Origin of the sequence: Bradyrhizobium sp. CCBAU 45321, assembly GCF_028128975.1 — a bacterium.
GTDB lineage: Bacteria > Pseudomonadota > Alphaproteobacteria > Rhizobiales > Xanthobacteraceae > Bradyrhizobium > Bradyrhizobium yuanmingense.
This window is the reverse complement of record NZ_LFKZ01000104.1, coordinates 1-16800: the sequence shown is the minus strand read 5'-3', so window position 1 is coordinate 16800 and position 16800 is coordinate 1. Positions and strand designations below refer to the sequence as shown.

The window sequence follows — 16800 nt, the reverse complement described above, 5'->3', positions numbered from 1 at the left end:
CCTCAGCGGAACAGCGCCGTGGTCGATTGCATCATCTGGTCGGCGGCGCTGATCACCTTGGCGTTCATCTCGTAGGCGCGCTGGGCGGCGATCAGGTCGCTCATCTCCGAGACGACGTCGACATTGGCCTGCTCGAGGCTTCCTTGCGTGAGCTTGCCGTAACCTTCTGTGTTCGCGGTGCCGTCCTGCGGCGCACCGGACGAGGGCGTCTCGGTGAACTGGTTGTTGCCGACCGGCTGCAGGCCCGCCTTGTTGATGAAGCGCGTGACGCCGATCTGGCCGACGATCGAGGAGGTGGTTGAGCCCGGCAACGTCACCGAGACCTGGCCCTGCTCGCTCACGGAGATGCCCGAGGCGTTGTTGGGAATGGTGATAGTGGGCTGCACCGGATTGCCCTGCGCGGTGACGACGCGGCCCTGATTGTCCATCTGGAAGGTGCCGTCGCGGGTGTACTGGAAGGTGCCGTCGGGCATCAGGATCTTGAAGAAGCCCTCGCCCGAGATGGCGAGATCGAGGTCGTTGCCGGTCTGCGACAGCGTGCCTTGCGTCATGCTGCGCGGCGTGCCGACGGTCTTGACGCCGCCGCCGATGTCGACGCCGACAGGCAGGATGGTGCCCTGGTCCGACGACTGGGCGCCGACGCGGCGGACGTGCTCGTAGATCAGGTCCTGGAACGCCGCCGTCTGCTTCTTGAAGCCGGTGGTGCGGAGGTTGGCGATGTTGTTGGAGATCACCTGAACGTTGAGTTCCTGTGCCGCCATTCCGGTCGCTGCGGTGTGAAGCGCCTGCATCTCAGTTCTCCTTCAATCAGGCCGGAACGTCGGCGAGCTTCTCGATCGCCGATTTGTGGAGGTCGCTCTGCTGCTGCAGCAGGTTGGCAACCGCGGCGTAGCTGCGCATCACCTCGACCATGCGGGTCATCTCGCCGACCGCATTCACGTTCGACTTCTCGACATAGCCCTGCTGCAGGGTGGATTTGGTGTCGGGCTGCTGGTTCGCCGAGCCGGCGGCATAGAGATTGGCGCCGAGCTTGGTCAGCTTGGCCGGATCGTCGAACGAGACCATGCGGATCTTGCCGCGGATCGAGTCGGTCCGCGCCGTGCCCTCGAGCACCGTGACGGTGCCGTCGGGCGCGACGTTGATGTCGTGGTCGGTCGGCTGAAAGGTGATCGGGCCGGCATTGCCGAGCACGAGATTGCCGTCGGCAGTGACGAGCTGGCCGGTGCTGTTGAGCGAGAACTTGCCGTCGCGGGTATAAAACTCGCCGCCGTTGGCCTGCACCGCGAAATAGGCGCCGCCGTTGATCGCCATGTCGAGCGGATTGTTGGTCGGCTCCAGCGGCCCCTGGCTGATGTTGCGGAACGTGCCGCGGTCCTGGACATAGGAGACCCGGCGGTCGCGGCCGATGAAATTGTCCTCACGCGCGTTCGAGTTCAGATATTCCTCGAACAGCGAATGGTCGGACTTGAAGCCGTTGGTGTTGGCATTGGCGACGTTGTTGGCGATGACATCCATCTGCCGCTCCAACGTCATCTGCCGTGACAAGCCGATCAGACGCGCGTTCTGCATCGGAAATCTCCCCTGAGCGGATCTGCCATTTCGCTCTCCCAAGCGCCTGGCGGACCCCGTGACCGAGACCGTCGGGCTCTCCCAAGCCGTGAGGTCTCGGGCCTCTCTCAGCGAAAGCCGTGCCAATCAGGAAAATCACGTAACTTCAATGTGTTGGCGCCTTTCGAGGGGCGGGAGCAGGCGGCAGAAAGGTTCTGTTAGCCATGTTTGCCCGGCAGATTTTTCCTAGCGGCGGCCCAATCGAAAGATTCCGTTAACCATTATTACCGTAGCGTTTGCGCATCAGAGGAGCGCATTGCGCTGGGGCATTCGTATCGCGTCATTGTCTGCCAGGAGGCTTCGCTCTTTCGACCCCTTTGAGAGATAACCGGGCGCGGCAACCATGGCAGAGAATGAGGAAGGCGGCGCAGCCGCCGAGGGCGCGGAAGCCGCTCCGCCGAAGAACAAGCTCAAGCTCATCATCATGGTCGTCGGTGTGCTCGCCGTGCTCGGCGGCGGTGCTGCGACTTGGTTCTTCTTCCGTCATGGCGATGCCGAGCATCATGCCGAGGCCGCGCCGCCGCCGAAGCCGCCTGCCTTCGTCGACGTTCCCGACCTGATGGTCAACCTCGCCGGCTCGCCCGGCGAGCGCGTGCAATATCTGCGGTTGAAGATCGTGCTGGAGTTGAAGGAAGAAAAGCAGATCGAGGCGATCAAGCCGACGATGCCGCGCGTCACCGACATCTTCCAGACCTATGTGCGCGAGCTGCGCCCGTCCGACCTCAACGGTTCGGCCGGCATCTTCCGCCTCAAGGAGGAGCTGACCAAGCGCGTCAACGCGGCGGTCGCCCCGATCCAGGTCAGCGCCGTGCTGTTCAAGGAAGTTGTGGTCCAGTGAGCATGACGGGCTAGGGATCATGGCGGGCAACGACCAAGTCGACCAGGATGCGATTGCCGCCCAGTGGGAGGCCTCGCTCGATAGCGAGGATCCCGCCGAGGCGGCAAAGGCTGCCGCCGAGAACGAACTATCGGAGACCATGGCCCTGCAATGGGCCGCCATGGTCGAGGACGGCAGCCGCGATCTCGGCACCGGCAAGAACTCCGGCGAGCGGGTGCTGTCCCAGGAGGAGATCGACAATCTCCTCGGCTTCACCGTCGGTGACGTCACGCTCGACGACCATTCCGGCATTCGCGCGATCATCGATTCGGCGATGGTCTCCTACGAGCGCCTGCCGATGCTCGAAATCGTCTTCGACCGCCTGGTGCGGTTGATGACGACCTCCTTGCGCAATTTCACCTCAGACAACGTCGAAGTCTCGCTCGACCGCATCACCTCGGTGCGCTTCGGCGACTACATGAACTCGATCCCGCTGCCCGCCGTCCTCACCGTCTTCAAGGCCGAGGAGTGGGAGAACTTCGGCATGGCGACGGTCGATTCCAACCTGATCTATTCGATGATCGACGTGCTGCTCGGCGGCCGCCGCGGCACCAGCCAGCTGCGCATCGAGGGCCGGCCCTACACCACGATCGAGACCGAGCTGGTCAAGCGGCTGGTCGAGGTGGTGCTGGCCGACGCCGAGCAGGCGTTCCGGCCGCTGTCGCCGGTGACCTTCTCGATCGACCGGCTCGAGACCAATCCGCGTTTCGCCGCGATCAGCCGTCCCGCCAACGCCGCGATCCTGGTGCGCCTGCGCATCGACATGGAAGACCGCGGCGGCAACATCGAGCTGCTGCTGCCTTACGCGACCATCGAGCCGATCCGGGGCGTCCTGCTCCAGATGTTCATGGGCGAAAAGTTCGGCCGCGACCCGGTCTGGGAGGGCCACTTCGCCACCGAGATCGTGCAGGCCGAGATCGCGGTCGACGCCGTGCTCTACGAGGCCGACATTCCGCTCAAGCAGCTGATGCGGCTCAAGGTGGGCGACACGCTGCCGCTCGACATGCGCGCCGACGCCAACGTCACCGTGCGTTGCGGCGACGTCACGCTGACCGAGGGGCGGATGGGCCGGGTCGGCGACCGCGTCGCGATCCGTGTGACGAAACCCTTGCGCAAGCCAAGTACGACACTTGCGATGTTCGAAAAGGTGGACGAGCAGAACAAGATGATGGAGGCCCCATGAACCACTCCCTGGGAATGGCGATCGAGACGCTGGTGGCTATCCTGCTGATGCTGACGATCGTCTACTGCGTCACGCTCAACAAGCGCTTGAGGCGGCTGAAGGCGGACGAGCATTCGCTGAAGGCCGTCATCGCCGAGCTGATCACCGCGACCGAGATCGCCGAGCGCGCGATCGGCGGGCTGAAGCTCGCCGTGCGCGACGTCAACGAGAACCTCGGCAGCCAGCTCGCCGCCGCGACGCAGATGTCGGATCAGCTCTACAAGCAGCTCGGCGAGGCCGACAACGTGGTGCGGCGCCTGTCCAAGATCGCGATCGCCGCGCGTCCCGTCACCAATCCGGAGACGGTCGCCGCGCCCGCGCCCAAGCCGTCGTCCGCGAAGGCGGTGGCGGCGGCCGCCGAAGCCTTCTCCGAGCGCCGACGATCCAACGGCCTTGCCGCATGAAGCCTGGGTATGAAGTCCTTTCGTAACATCCGCGTCATTCCGGTCGTCCTGGTCGCCGTCGCCGGCCTCGCCACGCTGAAGGTGGCGGGCCTTGCGATCAACGGCGGCTATGTCTTCGACTACAAGCCGAACCAGGGCAAGAAATCCTGGGCGGAAGAGAACCTGAATTTCCCGACCGGCCGCGAAGATCCCGACATCACCGGCTCGACCCCTGCGCCGAAGGAAGCACCCAAGCCGGCAGCGCCCGAGACCAAGATGGAGGGTGGCACCGTCGTCAAGATCGACGAGGGGCAGCCGCAGGTCTCGGCCGCGGAGCGCGCGATCCTGGAACGGTTGCAGGCGCGGCGGCAGGAGATCGAGGCGCGGCAGCGCGAGATCGACATCCGCGAAAGCCTGCTCAAGTCGGCCGAGAAGCGCATCGAGACCAAGGTCGAGGAGATGAAGGCGGTGGAAACCCGCATCTCCGCGACCCAGGCCGAGCAAAAGGCCGCCGAAGCCCAGCGCATGAAGGGCCTCGTGACCATGTACGAGGGCATGAAGCCCAAGGATGCCGCGCGGGTGTTCGACCGGCTCGAAATGGGCGTGCTGATCGAGATCGCCTCGGCGATCGCGCCGCGCAAGATGTCGGACATCCTGGGTCTGATGTCATCGGAAGCCGCCGAGCGGCTGACCGTCGAGATGGCCCGCCGCGCCAATGGCGGCGGCGATCAGTCCGCCTCGGCCGGCGAATTGCCCAAGATCGACGGCAAGCCGACGCAAAAGCCGAATTGAGGGCTCGAGGAGAAACGCGCTTTCAATCCGCGCGCTGTCGCGCGGTCGTTCGACTGAAGCCCAGCGAAATGACTCGTGCGCCTAATTCGCGAAGGCCTGTTGCACCCTGCGAACAGGCGGGCGCAACTGCTGCTCCATCTGGGCGAGGATATTGACCTGCTGCTTGATCAGCGCCGCCTTTGAGACGCGGGTCACGAGCTGCAGGGTGCTGTGGCAACAGGCACATTCATATGTCTTCAGGGCATATCCTCTGGCAATCGGGACGATCGCGACGACCGCTCTTGCTCTGCTACACACAATGCAACCGGCTTCTCCGCTCATTGATTACCCCCAGAGCTAACCAATGCGATTTGCATCGCCGAGATTCACATCTGATTCAGAGTCGCGCGCGAACCGCAACGAGCCGAAGGTTGTGAGCGCGCGCTCAGCAACTCGTCAAGGTGGAAATCAGAATCCCGTGGCGGATGCAGCCGGGGCAGGCGGCATCCTCCGGGACTGCGATGACTTGACGCGCGCAGGTGTGAAGTGGCGTACAGTGGTGCTCAAGGCGCCGTCCTACGCTTCGGTCATTCGCAGTCGGCAGCGCAGGAGGAGGCCATGAACTACTCGTCCGCAGCAGAACGCGTCATCGAGGCCGTCAACCGGATGCTCATAGCGGCGATGACATCCGCATGGACATCCGCGCTAAGCCATCAGCATGCCGCGCCGCCGGATGGCGAGGCCGGCAACGATGATCAATCTTCTCTTGGCGAAGAGAGCTCCTCGGCGCCCGATGGCGCCGGGAAGCAACACTGAAGAGCCCATTGGCTCGGGGCGTCACAAGACCAGATCGTGCAAGCCGTGGCCGTGAGCCGGACTTGGGCCGTGAGGCGGATCAACATCGGGCGGAGATGGTTCAGGCGTGAACGCCAGTTCGAGCCCGTGGAATCCTCCAGCGTGGCCGGGATGACCGGCGAGGTCTAGATGATCCGGCACCACGCTCTGCTGTGAGCCCTGCGGAGCGTTATCCTTGAACTTGAATGAGTCGCCGAGCTGCTGCGTCTCGCTCGCAAGTGAATGGTTGGCGCCTCCGCTCGACGACTTCAGAAGGCTCGGATTGAGCGTCGTCTCTGCTATTCCATCGTTGGCACGACCGTGGGCATGAGCCGCCTCGTCGGCGTTTCCTTGAGACGAGGCGCCGTGATTCCCGGCATTGTTCCCCGGTGCAAGCCCGCGCCCGGCGTGCTGCTCGGCGGCATTCTGATCAAAGTTCAGCGCGGCGATGGCAATGTCAGGCATGTGGCCACTCCCAGCAATCGCGCCACTTTTGGCCAGGGATGCTGTGTCGGGACCGGCCAGGTGGTCGAAGACAAAACTGGCCTCCGTCGGTGCGGCGACGTATTGCGACATCGTAGACGGTCCGCTGCCCGAAGGAGCTACCGCAACAATGCGGAGTGTTTCGGGCGAGGGCGTTTGCATCGGGTCCGAACTGGAGATGCTCGAATATTCAGTTAGTTCGATCTGGTCCGAAGGCGTATCTAGGTTGTGGAGCGGCTCGCTTGACTGGATGTCCGGATTCTCTGCGAGGAGCGTGCCGTCGCCGTTTCCGGAGTCGGACGAGATCTCAGAAGTGATCGTCATTACCCCGGCCGCATCACTCTGCAGGGTTGCGGTGAGGTCGGTCAGCTCGCTGGCGACCGCCACTACAGGCGCCGCTGGCGCCAGGATGAAGTCCGAGGCATCGACGGTTGCAACCCCCTGCAAATGGATTTCGAGCAGACTAGAATCGCCGATGTGCAGGGTCTGGTCCGTTGAGTTGACGTACACGATGGTTTCGTTCGACGCGCTGTCATAGATCCAGGCGATCGTATGTGGCGGCACCGTCGTGTTGGTTGAGCTCAACGCCAGGATGGCAAACCCGAGCGCGCCAAAGGCGGTCAGGTCGATCCTGTCCGCTCCCGATGCGAAGTCGGTGATGGTGTCGAACTGACCGGCGCGGGAATCGGCGACGAACAAATATGCGAAACGATCGTTGCCATTGCTGCCGGTGAGTTGGTCCGCACCAAATCCGCCGGTTATGGTATCGGCGCCGTTGTTGCCGTTTACCGTATCGTTTCCCGAGCCGCCGTAGATGGCATCATTGCCATCGTTGCCCTTGATCGTGTCATTGCCTGAGCCGCCATAGAGAACGTCCGTCTTGCCGGTCCCATTGACCGTATCACTGCCGGCTCCCGCATAGATGACCTGACCCGTGTCGCCGCCACCGGCGATGGTTTCGCTCCCCGGAGTTCCGTACACGTTCGGGGGATCGGAGATCACGACGGATCCGGTGGCCAGGTTGTCAAAATCGTTGGGGTCAGCATCGCTGGCGCCATGAATGGCGACGGTCACCGTCTGCGTGGTACCGTCGATCGCGGTCACCGTGAATGTGTCGGTCAGGGCGTCGCCGGAATCGAGAGCCTCAACCACGCTGTTGTTGTTGTCGAGGGTGTACGTCCATGCGCCGGCTGCGGTCATCGTGAAGGTGCCGTATCCGTCGTCGCTCGCGGTCGGTGAAGAGATCGCGGTGAACGTATTCGGCGCGTTGTCGACGTCGGTATCGGTCAGCGTGCCAGTCGCGATGGGAGCGCCGGGCGAGAAGGTTCCTGCCTCGGTCACTGAGCCGGTCGTGGTGCCGGAAATGAGGGCCGCGTCGTTGCTGCCGTGAATGGTGATCGTCACCACCTGCGGCGTGCCGTCGAGGGTCGTGACAGTAAAACTGTCGGTGAGTGCGTCCCCGACATTCAGCGCCTGCACCGCGCCGCTCGCATTGTCGAGCATGTAGGTCCACGCGCCGGCCGCGGTGATCGTATAGGTACCGTAACCACCCGTGCTTGCCTTGGGCGAACTCACGGTTGTGAAAGTATTGGATGCATTGTCGACGTCGGCGGCCACGAGCGTGCCGGTTGCGCTCGGCGCGCCGGGGGTCGTGTTGGCAACGCCTCCGGCCTCGGTCACCGATCCGGCGGTTGTGCCGGAAATCACGGCAGCATCGTTGCTGCCGTGGATGGTAATCGTCACCACTTGGGCGGTTCCGTCCAGAGTCGTCACCGTAAAGCTGTCGGTCAGTGTCTGCCCGCCATTGAGCGCCTGCACCGCACTGTTGGCGTTGTCGAGCGTGTAGGTCCACACGCCCGCTGCCGTCATGGTGAACGTGCCGTAGCCGGCCGTGCTCGCCGTTGGCGAGACGACTGCCGTGAATGCATTTGCGATCGTGTCGACGTCGGTGTCGGTGAGCGTGCCGGTCGCGGCAGGCGTGCCGGGATTCGCATTGGCGATGCCGCCAGCCTCGATGACGGCGCCGGTCGTGTCGCCGGAGATGACCGCTGCATCACTGGCTCCCTGGATGGTGATCGTCACCACCTGGGGGGTGCCTCCGATCGTGGTCACCGTGAAGCTGTCGGTCAGCGTTTGGCCGGCATTGAGCCTCTGCACTGCGAGGTTCGAATTGTCCACGGTGTAAGTCCACACGCCGGCAGCCGTCATCGTGAACGTGCCATAGCCGCCGGTGCTCGTCGTTGGCGAACTCACGGCCGTGAACGTATTTGGTGGGTCGTCGACGTCGGTATCGGAAAGCGTGCCGGTCGCAATCGGCGTGCCGGGCGTTCCATTGGCAATGCCGCCAGCCTCGACGATCGAGCCGGTCGTGGTGCCGGAGATGATTGCAGCGTCGTCGACACCGTTGACGGTGATTGTGAACGTCTGGCTCGCAGAACTGAGGCCGTCGGAAACCGTGATGACGAAACCGTCGGTCGTGGGCGCCTTCAGTGCGTTGATTGCGATGCTGTCAGGCACGAACGTGTAGGCGCCGCTCGTACTATTGACGTAGAGCGTCCCGTACGGACCGGGCTTTGACAGGTCGTATGTCACCCCGCCGAGGACCGTCTCGCCGGCGGTCGCCCCTATGACGCCAAAGGTCAGCTTGGCGCTGCCGCTGGTGCTGCTGGCAGCGAAGATTCCGCTCGTCGCAGTGAATGTATCAAACACCACCGTATCGAGCTCGGTCGGCCCCGCTCCGGTGCTGAGTGTCGGCGGTATGGGGTCGAAAACGGGAATGACGAATGGCGACACAGGCGCCAGCAAATTCTGCAGCGCGGGCGCATCCGGCTGAATGAAATTGATCGGCTGCAGCGACTGGGTTTTGACGAAGGGAGGCGTGCTTGAGCCATGCGGCCCCTGTCCTTCGAGATTGGCGAGCACGTCCTGTTGCGCGGCGTGCAACTCATCCATGCGAGCGGCCGTGTTCGTGACCTGATTGATACTGATGCTGGAGCCCACCTTCCTGAGCACGATCGTCTCGCCGGGATCTTCGACGATGATGCGCCGCGGGATCCGCTCCTTGGTTACGAGCTCAAATGCACCATGGGCAAGGTCCTTGTAAGTGATGGAGTCGTCATCCAGGAGCGTGACGTCCGGGTCCGCGGCTTCGGCATTTCGTCCGAGCGAGAAAGTCAATGCTGCAAGCGTCAACATTCCGGACCCGCCTGCGTGACTCCGGCCACGAATGCCTGCAATTGACGCGTTCGTCTGGTGAGACCGGGCTTCTGCCGGCCGGCCTGGTGCTGAAGTGGAGCTCCTTCGGGTCAGGTCGAGGAGGGCCGTCGATGGCTCGCCTTCGACTTCGAACACGAATGCGCTCAGCGAGACGCGAGTGCCGCAGGAGATGTCGAAGGAAGTACCGTCGATGAAGCGAACTGTGATCTGTCCGTCGGCATCGGTCTCTATCACGTCAGTCCGATAGACAGGCGCGCCAGCTACGGCCTGTGTGGCGATGCCGCTGGCTCGCGTAAGCGTACCGCAACCAATCACTGTCTGAATATGTCCGATGATTTGGACGGGCAAGGCCATTGCGGGCCTGGTACCAACCTGGATGTCGGATGCTGACATGGCTCGACCTCGCCTGGGTGATCGATTCAGGCTCGGCGTGCTGCCGTGGTCTATTCGGGGCGGCCCTCGCCAAAGGACAAATATCCTGGGCGCTGGCAGCCGATGGCATGCCCGCCGAAATATCAAATCTGCTATCGAGAGTTGCATTGCGCGGCGACGGTAACGCGTGCCGCCATTCGCGCATTCCTCCCGCCAAAGTGATTAAATCGAGAAACCAGACGTATTTAATTTGTGGCGTTTTCATACCGCCGCGATAAAGTAGGCCGATTAATCATATTAAACAAGAATTATGTTTGTTGTTGCTGCGCGTCGCGACTCAAAAAATGGAGCCGCCGACAGCCGACAAGGTCTCTCGAGAAAGGGGGGATCATGTGCAGAACCAAAATATTCTCAATAGCGGCGGGCCTGGTCTTGGCGCTTCTAAATTTCTCGCCGAGTGCGGCTCAAGCGCAAGTCGATTCCGCCGGGCCCGCCGACGCCAACTCGTCTTCCAAACCGATCGGGAAGGTGGCGACGGCCACAGGCTCCGTCACGATCGAACATGCGGGCGCAGTGATCGTTCAAGCGAATGTCTCAAGTGAGCCCGGCCGGGCCAAGAGGGGTGATCCCGTATATCTTGGTGACGTGGTGCTGACCGGAGACGACGGCCGGGTCGGAATAAATTTTAGCGACGGCAGCTCGTTCAATCTATCGAGCAACGCCCGTATCGTGCTGGATCACTATGTGTATGAGCCGGCCGGCAAGTCCAATGCGACCCTGTTCAGTCTTGCCAAGGGAACGTTCACTTTTGTTGCGGGCAATGTTGCGAAGACCGGCGATATGAAGGTCGATACGCCCGTCGCCACGTTGGGGATCCGAGGTACGACGCCGCACATCGAGATTTCTGATGACGGGTCAGCCAAATTTTCGACGCTGATCGAAGAGGGCAAAAGCAAGCTCCTGAAGAAGCCGCCGGCCGGCGCGGCGCCGGAGCCCGATCGAAGCGCCAATCGCAGGCTCATTATCTGTCGGGGATGCTGAGAAGTTTGCTCGATCGAAGCCGCCGTGATGCCGGCGCAGCGTCCGGCCGGCAGAAAGGCGCAACATGAGTGCTTCGTTTCGCTCGCGGAGTTCGGCGCTTGGTGTGAAAATCGCACGGGCCAGTGTCATCAGGGCAGGGATGCTCATTCTGATCGTTGGACTGTCCGGTTCGTCAGGCTTGGCGCAGACGTCGAAGAAGAGCAGCTCACTCAAGAATATCGAGCTATGTAACGGGTCAGATCGGGTCTCGCCCGAAGCTCGGATCGAAGCCTGCACGGCCTTTATCGATGCGGGCGAGGGGAGCACAAACGGCTTCGCCGTCGCCCACAACAACAGGGGCAATGCCCATAGCGCCAAAGCCGACTACGAAGGCGCGATCAAGGACTTCGTCGCAGCGACCCGGCTTAACCCGAATTATGCGAAAGCCTTCAACAACCTCGGAGTGGCCTATCTGAGGACGGGCTCGCACGACCTCGCCCTTGGCGCTTTTCAGGAGGCGCTGAAGCTCAACCCCAACTATGCCACTGCCTTTGCCAACCGTGCGGCAGCGTTCTTGAAGAGGAATGCGTACGACCGTGCAGCGCAGGACTATGACGAAGCAATTCGCCTTGACCCGAAGATGGAGGTGGCTTGGAGCGGACGCTGTTGGGCCCGGGCCGTCCTTGGCGCCTTGCAGGCTGCGATGGAGGACTGCGACATGGTGCTTCGATCGGGAGCGGGTAACGCCGCGACATACGATTCGCGAGCCCTGATAAATCTGAAAATGGGACAACTCTCCGCGGCTATCGACGACTACAACGCGGCGCTGCGGTACGCCCCCAAGCTGGCGAGCGCGCTGTACGGTCGCGGGGTCGCCAGATTCAAGCTCGGCGACACAGAGGGCGGCAATAGCGATATCTCGGCGGCCAGAAGGATCGAGGCCCGAATCGCCGAAGACTTTGTCCGCTATGGGGTGCCGCAAAGGGACTGACAGGCCGCGACGTCGTGCAGCCGTTAACAACTGCTTAACCGCCTGCGTCTCAAATTCAAACTGGCGGACCGGCCCCCGCTCCATCCGGCACGGCGTGCGCAAATCAAGACATAGCATTAACAAGTCCTTAATTGGCGAGACCTACAGTCGACGGCACGGGCCGGCGCCAGTGCCGGCATGCCCGCCGAACCGGAAGAAATGCCGCCAATGGCGCGAGAGGCTGCCGCTGGATTTGTGTCGCGAGCCCGCGCATCGGCGCGGGGCTTGCCGCGTCACGCCCGCGCCGCGGCCTTGTTGGCGGCTTGTCTCCTGCTTGGCCTTGCGGCGCCCGGCCGGGCGGCCGATCCGATCAGGGGCGAGGCGACGTTTTCAGCCGGTGGCGGCTTTGCCCGTCTCGTCATCAAGCTCGGCGAGGACGTTCCCTCCGAGGTGACGACCGCGGGCTCGATCCTCGTCATCCGCTTCGACCGGCCCGTCGATGTTCCCGTCGAGCGCATTCCGGAAGGCGCGCCCGATTACGTCAACTCCGCCCGCCGCGACCCTGACGGCGGCGCCATCCGCCTGTCGCTGGCGCGGCGCGTCACCGTCAACACCATGAACGCCGGCGAGCGCACCTTCATCGACCTGTTGCCCGAGGGCTGGAAAGGGCCACCGCCGAGCCTGCCCATGGACGTGGTCAAGGAGCTTGCCGAGCGGGCACGCGCGGCCGAGCGAGCGCTGCGCGCCCAGCGTGCCGCCGCGGAGTCCAGGAAGCGTCCGCCGATCCGCGTGCGCGCCTCGGTGCAGCCGACCTTCGTGCGCTTCGTGTTCGAGATGCCCGACGGGGTCGGCGTCTCCTCCGTGCTCAACGAGCAGAAGCTGACGCTCGTCTTCAACGCCAATCTCAATTTCGACCTGGCGGACGCGGTCCTCGCCGCGCCGCCGAACGTCGCCTCGATCAAGCAGAAATCCGATATCGACCAGACCAATGTCGAGATCGCGCTGATCGGCGATGCCGACGTGCATTCGTTCCGCGACGAGAAGAACTACGTCGTCGACGTCTCCTTCCAGCCCGACAAGGGTAAGTTGGCGGCAACGCCCGAGGCGACGATCGCGCAGATGAAGCCGGCCGGTCGCGGGCCGGCGGCCGCCGCTGCCGCTGCACCTGCACCTGCACCGGAAAAGCCCGCCGCCGAGAAGAAGGACGCCCATCGCGAGATCCCACCGCCGACCTCCGAGACGATCGCGCGCGAGGCCAGGATCGACATCAAGCCCGAGGTGAAGGTGGAAGCGCCCGCCGCGCTGCCGCCCGCCGAAGCGCCGAAACCGGCAGCCTCTCCCGCGGCCGAAGCGGCCCAACCGCCCAAGGAAGCTGCGAAGCCGGCGCCGGCGGCTGTGGCTGCGCCCGTCGAGGCGCCCAGGGAGGTCGCGAAGGAACCGGTCAAGGATGCTGCCAAGGATGCTGGCAAGGATGCTGGCAAGGCTGGGCCGGCGGAGGTGCCGGTCGCGCCCGCGATTGCCAGCGTCGATGTGCGCCGGGACAGCGACGGCTTGCGCGTGACGTTCCCGCTTCAGGTTGCAACGCCGGCGGCGGCGTTCCGCCGCGGCGACACCGTGTGGCTGGTGTTCGATACGCCCAAACCCGTCGATGTCGAGGCGATCCGCACCAAGGGCGGCGCGATGATCGGCGAGGTGGGCCGCGTCCCGCTCGACAAGGGACAGGCGGTGCGCATCCGTCTCACACGTCCGCTAGTCTATTCGCTGACGAGCGAGGAGGTCGGCAAGGAGACCAACTGGATGTTGACGCTCGCCGACAAGATCCAGGCGACGCCGCTGCCGCTGATGATGTCGCGCAACATCACCGATCCCGCGCTCGCCAATATCGCGATCCCGTTCGCCAATCCAGGCCAGCTGCACAAGCTCACCGATCCCGATGCCGGCGACACGCTCTATGTCGTCACCGCGCTGCGGCCGGTGCGCGGCTTCATCAAGCGGCAGGACCTCGTCGATCTCTCGCTGCTGGAATCCGCGCACGGCATCGCGATCCGGCCGAACTCCGACGAGATCGGCGTCGAGGTCGGCTCCGACAAGGTCATTCTCGGTAAGAAGGGCGGCTTGACCCTGTCGCCGGTCGACATCTCGGCCGAGCGGGCGCCGACTGCCGTGCGCCCGATCTTCAGTCCCGAAGGCTGGCGCAAGGGCCAGTCGGAAAACTTCATGGCGCGCCAGGGCGAGCTGATGACGGCGATCTCGGCGGTCGAGCCGGCGCTGCGTTCGCTGCCGCGGCTCGAGCTTGCGCAATTCTACATGTCGCGCGCCATGTATCACGAGGCCAAGGCCGTGACCGACGTGATGCTGAGCGATCCGCTCAACAAGGAGGAGAGCGGCGCGCTGATCATGCATGCGATCGCCAACATCCTGATCGGCCGGCCGGCGCAGGGCCTGAAGGATCTCGCCAATCCTGCGATCGGCAATAGCCACGATTCCCAACTTTGGAAGGCGCTCGCCTATGCGCGCCAGGGCAAATGGGCCGATGCGCGCGAAAAGTTCAAGAATGTCGAATTCGCCATCGCCTCGCTGCCGCTCGACATCCAGCGCATCGTGACGATGGACGCGATGCGCGCATCCCTCGAGGTGAAGGACTATGCCGGCGCCTCCAAGCGCCGCAACGAGCTCGAGGTGGTCGGTGTTCCGCCCGAGGCCGCGCCAGGCTTCGCCGTGCTGCGCGGCCGGCTCGCCGAGGCGCTCGGCCACGACAAGGATGCGCTCGACGATTACAAGCTCGCGGTCGCCTCGAATGACCGTCCGGCTGCGGCCGAGGCCAAGCAGCTCGAGATCGCGCTGCGTCAGAAGCGCGACGAGATCGGCAAGGAAGAGGCGCTGCGCGAGCTCGAGACGCTGTCGATGACTTGGCGCGGCGATGCGATCGAGGTCAAGACGCTGCAGATGCTGTCGCGCCTCTATGCCGAGAACGGGCGCTTCCGCGATGCGCTCACCGCAGCGCGCACCGCGACGCGGCTGCAGCCGAACGCCGAAGCCTCGCGTCAGGCGCAGGATCTCGCCTCCGAGCTGTTCGCGCAGCTCTTCCTCGGGCCGAAGGGCGACGAGCTGCCGCCGGTCGAGGCGCTCGGGATGTTCTACGAGTTCCGCGAGCTGACGCCGATCGGCCGCCGCGGCGACGAGCTGATCCGCCGTCTCGCCGACCGTCTCGCCTCGATCGATCTGCTCGACCAGGCCGCCGAGCTCCTGCAATACCAGATCGATCATCGCCTCGAAGGCGCCGCGCGCGCCCAGGTCGCCGCGCGCCTCGCCATGATCTATCTCGCCAACCGCAAGCCCGACTTGGCCATCACCGCGCTGCGCGCCAGCCGCATCAGCGATCTCTCCGGGGAGCTCCGGCAGCAGCGCCTGCTGCTGGAGGCGCGTGCGCAGAGCGACGTCGGCCGTCATGATCTCGCGCTCGACATCGTCTCCAACGTCGCCGGGCGGGAGGTGCTCCGCCTGCGCTCCGACATCTTCTGGGCAGCGCGGCGCTGGCGCGAGTCCGCCGAGCAGATCGAGCTCTATTACGGAGACCGCTTCCGCGACTTCAAGCCGCTCAATGCGGTCGAGAAGAGCGACATCATCCGCGCCGCCGTCGGCTACGCCCTCGCCGACGACTCGATCGGCCTGTCGCGCTTCCGCGAGAAATACGCCCCGCTGATGAGCGAGAGCGCCGACCGTCTCGCCTTCGACATTGCGAGCAAACCGGCCGCTGCCTCCAGCGCCGAATTCGCCGAGATCGCCAAGCTCGCTGCCAGCGTCGACACGCTCGACGGCTTCCTGCGCGAGATGAAGCAGCGCTTCCCCGACGCCACCGCCCGCGCGCCCGGCGCGCCGCAGGCCAAAGATACGAGCGACCACACCGGCTCGCTGCCCACGATTCCGGTCGTGCGGCAGATCAAGATGACGCGGTAGAGCTCGGTGCCGCGCGAAGCGCGGCCCGTGACCGCGCCGCAAACTCGTCATTGCGAGCGCAGCGAAGCAATCCAGAGTCTCTCCGCGGCGGCAGTTTGGATTGCTTCGTCGCAAGGGCTCCTCGCAATGACGAGGAGAGAGCGGGGGCTGCCGCTGAGAGCGGAAAGGACGCGGCAGCGAACGAAGCCCCTACCCCCCGTAACTCTGCACCAAGCTCCCCGCCACCAGCGACCAGCCGTCGACCAGCACGAAGAAGATCAACTTGAACGGCAGCGAGATCGTCGCCGGCGGCAGCATCATCATGCCCATCGACATCAGCACCGAGGCGACGACGAGGTCGATGATCAGGAAGGGCAGGAACAACAGGAAGCCGATCTCGAAGGCGCGCTTTAGCTCGGAGATCATGAAGGCGGGGACGAGAATGCGAAGTGCGAGATCGTCGGGCGTGGCCGGCGGCGCCTCCCCGGAGAGATCCAGGAACAGCTTCAGGTCCTTTTCGCGCACGTTCTTCTGCATGAAGCCGCGCAGCGGCACGGAGGCGCGCTGGAATGCATCCTCGACGCCGATCTGGTTGGCGACAAGCGGGCGGATGCCCTCGTCGTAGGATTTCTGCAGCACGGGGCCCATCACGAAGAAGGTCAGGAACATCGCGAGCGCGATGATCACCGAGTTCGGCGGGGCGGTCGCTGTGCCCATCGCGGTGCGCAGCAGCGACAGCACCACGACGATGCGCGTGAACGACGTCATCATGATCAGGATCGACGGGGCGATCGAGAGCACCGTGAGCAGCGCGATCAGCTGGATCGCGCGCTCGGTGACGCCGCCGCCACCGGCGCCGCCGCCGAGATTGATGCTGATGTCCTGGGCATGCGACGGCATTGCGAGCGAAGCCGCGCCGACCAGGACAGAAAGGAAAAGAACTCTACGCGGGAGGGCGGGCAAGCTCACGAAGACGGCTTCGGACGGCCGAGCAGGGAGGCCATCTCGTCTTCGAGATTTTCAAAGCTGGTCTTTTCCGCAGCCGGCTTCGCCGGCGCAGCGGGCGGTGCCGGCGGCTCGCTGCGGGCGGCGCGCGCCGGAGCGGGCG

General features: G+C 64.2%; 12 protein-coding genes and 1 pseudogene. 8 read left to right on the top strand and 5 right to left on the bottom strand.

From position 1 onward, the window contains the following. Positions 1-2: 2 nt before the first annotated feature. Together flgG and flgF are read right to left on the bottom strand one after the other, a co-directional pair. On the bottom strand, positions 3-791 hold the full coding sequence (gene flgG, locus ACM43_RS11985; RefSeq protein ID WP_036013098.1) for a flagellar basal-body rod protein FlgG: 789 nt from the start codon (positions 789-791) through the stop codon (positions 3-5). 16 nt (positions 792-807) lie between these two features. Further along, on the bottom strand, positions 808-1569 hold the full coding sequence (gene flgF, locus ACM43_RS11980) for a flagellar basal-body rod protein FlgF (protein WP_128264476.1): 762 nt from the start codon (positions 1567-1569) through the stop codon (positions 808-810). Positions 1570-1951: 382 nt separating this feature from the next. On the opposite strand from flgF, the gene fliL reads away from it, so the two are divergent. From fliL to ACM43_RS11955, 5 genes are all read left to right on the top strand, one after another. Then, a complete protein-coding gene (gene fliL, locus ACM43_RS11975) occupies positions 1952-2446 on the top strand; it encodes a flagellar basal body-associated protein FliL (protein WP_271540238.1) in 495 nt (164 codons plus the stop codon). 19 nt (positions 2447-2465) lie between these two features. Further along, the gene (fliM, locus tag ACM43_RS11970; protein ID WP_036027916.1) at positions 2466-3668 is read left to right on the top strand and encodes a flagellar motor switch protein FliM; all 1203 of its coding nucleotides are present in this window, start codon (positions 2466-2468) and stop codon (positions 3666-3668) included. Continuing rightward, positions 3665-4111, top strand: coding sequence for a DUF6468 domain-containing protein (locus ACM43_RS11965; RefSeq protein ID WP_074448249.1), 447 nt, complete (start codon positions 3665-3667; stop codon positions 4109-4111). Before fliM ends, ACM43_RS11965 begins: the two co-directional genes overlap by 4 nt. A gap of 9 nt (positions 4112-4120) precedes the next feature. Further along, positions 4121-4882, top strand: coding sequence for a MotE family protein (locus ACM43_RS11960; RefSeq protein WP_036013086.1), 762 nt, complete (start codon positions 4121-4123; stop codon positions 4880-4882). Between the two features lie 597 nt (positions 4883-5479). Next, the gene (locus ACM43_RS11955; protein WP_157280801.1) at positions 5480-5677 is read left to right on the top strand and encodes a hypothetical protein; all 198 of its coding nucleotides are present in this window, start codon (positions 5480-5482) and stop codon (positions 5675-5677) included. Positions 5678-5698: 21 nt separating this feature from the next. Here ACM43_RS11955 and ACM43_RS11950 read toward each other — a convergent pair whose 3' ends face one another. Beyond that, on the bottom strand, positions 5699-9787 hold the full coding sequence (locus ACM43_RS11950) for a VCBS domain-containing protein (protein ID WP_271540232.1): 4089 nt from the start codon (positions 9785-9787) through the stop codon (positions 5699-5701). 369 nt (positions 9788-10156) lie between these two features. Between ACM43_RS11950 and ACM43_RS11945 the strand changes: the two genes are divergently transcribed. From ACM43_RS11945 to ACM43_RS11935, 3 genes are all read left to right on the top strand, one after another. Then, a complete protein-coding gene (locus ACM43_RS11945; protein WP_157280800.1) occupies positions 10157-10807 on the top strand; it encodes a FecR family protein in 651 nt (216 codons plus the stop codon). A 64-nt stretch (positions 10808-10871) separates the two neighbouring features. Next, the gene (locus ACM43_RS11940) at positions 10872-11777 is read left to right on the top strand and encodes a tetratricopeptide repeat protein (protein WP_271540228.1); all 906 of its coding nucleotides are present in this window, start codon (positions 10872-10874) and stop codon (positions 11775-11777) included. A gap of 207 nt (positions 11778-11984) precedes the next feature. Beyond that, positions 11985-15713 (top strand): tetratricopeptide repeat protein, encoded by a 3729-nt coding sequence (locus ACM43_RS11935; RefSeq protein WP_271540226.1) that lies wholly within the window; start codon positions 11985-11987, stop codon positions 15711-15713. A gap of 189 nt (positions 15714-15902) precedes the next feature. On the opposite strand, the gene fliP is transcribed toward ACM43_RS11935, so the two are convergent. Next, positions 15903-16661: a flagellar type III secretion system pore protein FliP gene (gene fliP / locus ACM43_RS11930; RefSeq protein ID WP_271540224.1), complete on the bottom strand. Its 759-nt coding sequence runs from the start codon at positions 16659-16661 to the stop codon at positions 15903-15905. Then, a pseudogene (locus tag ACM43_RS11925) lies at positions 16658-16800 on the bottom strand (flagellar biosynthetic protein FliO); the annotation flags it as partial. The gene fliP and the pseudogene ACM43_RS11925, both read right to left, overlap by 4 nt.